Origin of the sequence: Streptomyces morookaense, from assembly GCF_013030945.1 — a bacterium.
Lineage (GTDB): Bacteria > Actinomycetota > Actinomycetes > Streptomycetales > Streptomycetaceae > Streptomyces > Streptomyces morookaensis.
On sequence record NZ_JABBXF010000177.1, the window covers coordinates 1 to 3,644 of the forward strand.

The 3,644-nt window shown below is 73.9% G+C and carries 4 protein-coding genes and 1 pseudogene; all 5 read left to right on the top strand.

The annotated features are described in order from the left end of the window. Positions 1 to 377, top strand: a 377-nt coding sequence (locus HG542_RS33990; protein WP_368857193.1) for an alpha/beta hydrolase family protein, incomplete at its 5' end; no start/stop codon positions are given. Between the two features lie 295 nt (positions 378 to 672). Then, positions 673 to 1,362, top strand: coding sequence for a sigma-70 family RNA polymerase sigma factor (locus HG542_RS33995; RefSeq protein WP_190076230.1), 690 nt, complete (start codon positions 673 to 675; stop codon positions 1,360 to 1,362). After that, a complete protein-coding gene (rsrA, locus tag HG542_RS34000; protein WP_171088276.1) occupies positions 1,359 to 1,694 on the top strand; it encodes a mycothiol system anti-sigma-R factor in 336 nt (111 codons plus the stop codon). The genes HG542_RS33995 and rsrA overlap by 4 nt, the downstream gene beginning before the upstream one ends. A 213-nt stretch (positions 1,695 to 1,907) precedes the next feature. Then, positions 1,908 to 3,257 (top strand): HD-GYP domain-containing protein, encoded by a 1,350-nt coding sequence (locus HG542_RS34005; RefSeq protein ID WP_171088278.1) that lies wholly within the window; start codon positions 1,908 to 1,910, stop codon positions 3,255 to 3,257. 86 nt (positions 3,258 to 3,343) lie between these two features. Then, positions 3,344 to 3,644 (top strand): annotated as a pseudogene (locus HG542_RS34620) (hypothetical protein); the annotation flags it as partial.

Below are 3,644 nucleotides of genomic sequence, written 5' to 3' on the forward strand. Positions count from 1 at the left end.
CCGCGCTCGCCGCCCCCGGCCTGCCGGTGGTGGCGGGCGGCCGCAGCGCGGGGGCGCGCGTCGCCTGCCGCACGGCGCGGGAGCTCGGCGCCGCGGCCGTCCTCGCACTGAGCTTTCCGCTGCACCCGCCGGGCAAGCCGGAGAAGTCCCGTGCGGACGAACTGACGGGGACGGGCCTGCCCGTGCTCGTCGTGCAGGGCGCGCGTGACCCGTTCGGCCGCCCCGAGGAATTCCCGTCCGGCAGCGCGCCGGTCGCGGTGCCTTTCGGGGACCACGGCTTCGCGGTGCCGAAGAAGGCGGACATCACCCAGGAGGACGCCCTCGCGGTGATCACCGGTGCGGTGGCGGAATGGCTCGCGGGTCTCCGGCTCGGGTGACTCCGGTGAGGACCCGGGTGAAGTCACCGACGAGGCCCCGGTGAAGCGGGAATGCGCCGCGCGGCGCGGCTGTTAACCCGACGTAGCAAAGCAACGCACCGGCACGACGTATGGAATGGGAGCTCCCCGCATGGGTTCGATCGCATGCCCGTCCCGCCCGCAGACGGCCGACCTCGGATGGGCGGTCATGAGCGCGGGCCTGCCGACGGCGGCCGGAGCGGCGGGCGGACCGGATCGTCGTCTATTCTCCGAAACGAGCGGGTCCCTTTCCGGTCCCGCAGCGCTGCTGGAGGAGGTGGGTCCGGTCGCCGGTACCGACGCGGGGGAGCCCGTGGAGCGCACCGAGGGTGCGGGCACGGAGAGCGCCGCCGAGCGCAGTGCCCGTTTCGAGCGTGATGCGCTCACTTTCCTGGACCAGATGTATTCGGCCGCACTGCGCATGACGCGTAATCCCGCGGACGCCGAGGACCTGGTGCAGGAGACGTACGCCAAGGCCTACGCGTCCTTCCACCAGTTCCGTGACGGGACGAATCTCAAGGCGTGGCTCTACCGCATTCTGACCAACACCTTCATCAACTCGTACCGCAAGAAGCAGCGCGAGCCGCTGCGCAGCGCGTCCGAGGAGATCGAGGACTGGCAGCTGGCGCGTGCCGAGTCGCACATGTCGACCGGGCTGCGCTCCGCCGAGTCCCAGGCGCTCGACCACCTTCCCGACTCCGACGTCAAGGAGGCCCTCCAGGCCATTCCCGAGGAATTCCGCATAGCGGTCTACCTCGCGGACGTCGAGGGCTTTGCCTACAAGGAGATCGCGGACATCATGGGTACGCCCATCGGCACGGTGATGTCCCGGCTGCACCGCGGCCGCCGTCAGCTGCGCGGACTGCTGGAGGACTACGCCCGTGAGCGCGGTCTGGTCCCCGCGGGGGCCGGCAACGTGCCGAACGGTTCCGACGAGTCGCACAATCGGAAAGGCTCGGACTCATGAGCTGCGGAGACCCGCACGAGACGGACTGCTCTGAAGTCCTCGACCATCTCTACGAGTTCCTCGACCACGAGATGCCCGAGGGCAAGTGCGCCGAGTTCGAGGTGCATATCGACGAATGCTCGCCCTGCCTGGAGAAGTACGGCCTGGAGCAGGCGGTGAAGAAGCTCGTCAAGCGCTGCTGCGGCCATGACGACGTGCCCGCCGACCTGCGGTCGAAGGTGATGGGCCGGATCGACATGATCCGGGCCGGCCAGGCGGTGCCCGAGCAGGACGTGGTGGCCGAGGCCAAGGCGGCCGAGGCCCAGGCGCGCAGCGTCGCCCAGGACCGGTAGCCGGCCGTCCGCGGCCGGCGGCCGCGGGGCGGGCGCCGGGGCGGGTGCGCCCGGAGGGGCTCCGGACAGGTTCCGGGGTGATCCAAACCACCGCACCGGGGAACGTCACCCGAACGGACGGTCCAATACCCGGATCCCGTTTGCCCGGCCCGCCGGAAGCCTATCCTCCCCAACCTGACGTCATGTCCGGGACGGTACGGGGAGGGGCGCGCCATGGGGGCACTTCCAGCGGCCGCGCGCGGCTACATCGCCTGCGTGGTGCTGGCCGCCGCGGTGTGCGCCCTGCCCGCCGTGCGCCCGGGAGCCGGCATCCCCTGGGGTGCCGTGCTGCTCCTCGCCGCCGTGTGCGCGGTGTGCGAGCGGGTGCCGCGCTGTGCGCCCGTCCTTCCCGTGCTGCTCGCCGGGGCCTTCCTGCTGCCGCCCGCCGCCGCGGGGCTGGTCGCCGTGCCCGGTGCGCTCGCCGGGCGAGGCGAGTTGCGGCCGGTGTGGGTGCGGCGGCTGTGGCATGCGGGGCAGTACGTGCTGGCGGGGGGCCTGGCCGCGGAGGTCTTCTCCTGCGTGCCCGGTGGACGGGGCTTTCCGTACGCGCTGCTGCCCGCTTTGGCGGCGGGCATCGTTTTCGCCCTGGTCATGGCCGCCCTCGACGGCGGTGCTCTGGTCACCGCGGAGGGCCGGCCGCCGCGTTCGGCGTGGCGGGGCCGGCTGCCCGGCGCTCTGGTGCCTCCGCTGGTCCACGGCCCGGCGGGCCTGATGATGGCCGTCCTGTGGCACAGCGTCTACGGTCCGGTGGCGGCGCTGCTGGTGCTGCTGCCGCTCTCCATCTCCTCCTGGGTACTGGACCGTTGCCGCCGTGAACGGGCCGCCCACCAGGCCACGGTGCGGGCCCTGGTGCAGGCCGTCGACCTCAAGGACCGCTACACGCGCGGCCACAGCGAGCGCGTGGGCCGCGCGTCCGTGCTGATTGCCCGCGAACTGGGCATGAGCGGGGAGCGCCTGGAGGCGCTGCGCTTCGCGGGCATCCTGCACGACGTGGGCAAACTCGGCGTCCCCACCAGGGTGTTGCGCAAGGACGGGCCGCTCACGCCGGAGGAGCGGCGGGTGATCGAGCTGCACCCCGAGTACGGGCACGAGATGGTCCGCGGCATCGGCTTCCTCGACGAGGCGCGGGCGGCGATCCTCCACCACCACGAGCGCCTGGACGGCAGCGGTTACCCCTATGGTCTGACAGGACGTCAAATCCCCGAGTTCGCAAGGGTGGTGGCGGTCGCCGACGCCTTCGACGCGATGACCTCGACACGCAGCTACCGGCGCGCACGGCCGGTCCCCGCGGCCCTGGAGGAGCTGGACCGCTGCGCCGGGACCCAGTTCGACCCCCGCATGGTCGAGGCGCTCTCCCGGGCCCTGACCCACCACCGCTGGCACCCGGCACCACCGCCGCCGGAACTCGCCGCTCAGGTCAGCCGAAACGTCCCTTCTGATCACCCGGATCATCCCGAACACCCCAACCGCCCCGACCGCCCCTCCGTCGCCGGTCCGGCCCGCCACCCCGGGGGCCCCGGGTGACGGCCCGAACACCGGGGGCGGCCCCGCCGCCGGGTGAGCCGGGACGCACGGCGCGCGGGGCACGCCCGCGCGCCGGGGCAGGAGCCATGGCGCCCGACGGGCCGGCCGCCCCGGCGGATGCGCTTGCCGGGGGCGAACGGGTGCCGACGGCGGGTGCCCGTCCCCGGTCCGCCGCCGCGGTGGCCGACCGGGGTCCCGAGTGTCCCGAGGCCGAGCCGGACGGTCACGTCACGCCGGGTACCGACGGCGACCCCCGCCTCTGCGGGGTGCCCGCCCCGCCCCCCGCGGTGGGGCGCCCCCGCCGGGCCCCCGAGGACGCCCCGGCCCCGGAGCCGTCCCCCGAGCCGGACCACGGGCCCTGCGAGGCGCCGCCCCCCGCCTCCCGGC